Genomic DNA, 1,197 nt, shown 5'->3' with positions numbered 1-1,197 from the left:
AGTAGCCCAGTAATGGACTCTTACAGGCGTGGTCAAAACGCCGCTATACGCTCAAATATGCTGACCATAGCCACATACATTGCGTTTACTTTTGGGTATAGAGAGCAAGAAATCTGATGTGCAAATAATTTTGTTTAGGTACTTATCCTTTATTCATTGATTAGATAATGAGAACAGAACTACCGATTGTTTGGGAAAAAATGCAGAAAATGATTGATGATTTCATTATTATGTCACCCAACATTATTTTAGCATTAATTGTTTTCGCTATCTTCTTTTTTATAGCTAAGTCGATTAAACAAGTTGTCAGAAACCTAACGCGCCATCATCGCCAAGCGAGAAATCTAGGTCTAGTGTTAGGACGATTGGCACAAGGAACAACTGTTCTATTCGGATTATTTATTGCGTTGTCGATCGTTATTCCGTCACTCAAAGCAGGGGATCTCGTTCAGTTATTAGGAATTAGTAGTGTGGCAATTGGCTTTGCTTTTCGGGATATCCTACAAAATTTTTTAGCGGGTATTTTGATTCTCTTAACCGAACCTTTCCAAATAGATGATCAAATTATCTTTAAAAATTTTGAGGGAACGGTAGAACAGATTCAAACGCGGGCAACGACTATCAGAACCTATGATGGTCGGCGTATTATTGTTCCAAATTCAGAGTTGTTTACTCATTCCGTTATTGTGAACACCGCATTTGAACATCGCCGTTTGGAGTATGACATTGGAATTGGCTATGGTGATGATATCAATACCGCAAGACAATTAATCTTACAAGCAATCCGTGAAACTGATGGAGTTTTACAAGATCCTGCTCCTGATGCAATCGTCGTCGCTCTTGCAGATAGTACAGTCAACATCCGCGCTCGTTGGTGGGTACAACCGCCGCGTCGTTCAGATGTACTCAATTTCCAAGATCAGGTATTGACGAACATCAAAAATAAGCTGATGGCAAATGGCATCGATCTACCCTTCCCCACACAGCAAGTTCTTTTCCACGATCAGACTGAAGCTACCGATGGCGATCGCTCGCATCAGCGCGAAGGTTGGCCCTCCAGAAAAGGTGAAGATCCTCAGCCCCGTAGCATTAGCGATGCAGTGAATACACCCGCTCATCATCCTTCGGATAGATGAGGGGCTTCACTCTCCCATAACGTAGAGAGAGTGACGGGTATTCTCCGTTTGTCTGAGGAGC

At 42.2% G+C, this 1,197-nt stretch carries 1 protein-coding gene; it reads left to right on the top strand.

Translation table 11 applies throughout. From position 1 onward, the window contains the following. The first annotated feature begins 167 nt into the window (after window positions 1-167). Window positions 168-1,136 (top strand): mechanosensitive ion channel family protein, encoded by a 969-nt coding sequence (locus JUI58_RS00915; protein WP_204101868.1) that lies wholly within the window; start codon window positions 168-170, stop codon window positions 1,134-1,136. Window positions 1,137-1,197 lie beyond the last annotated feature (61 nt).

Source organism: Spirulina sp. CCY15215 (assembly GCF_016888125.1).
Lineage (GTDB): Bacteria > Cyanobacteriota > Cyanobacteriia > Cyanobacteriales > Spirulinaceae > CCY15215.
Note: the sequence above shows the minus strand (reverse complement) of the source record. Positions and strands in the feature narration are given on the sequence as shown.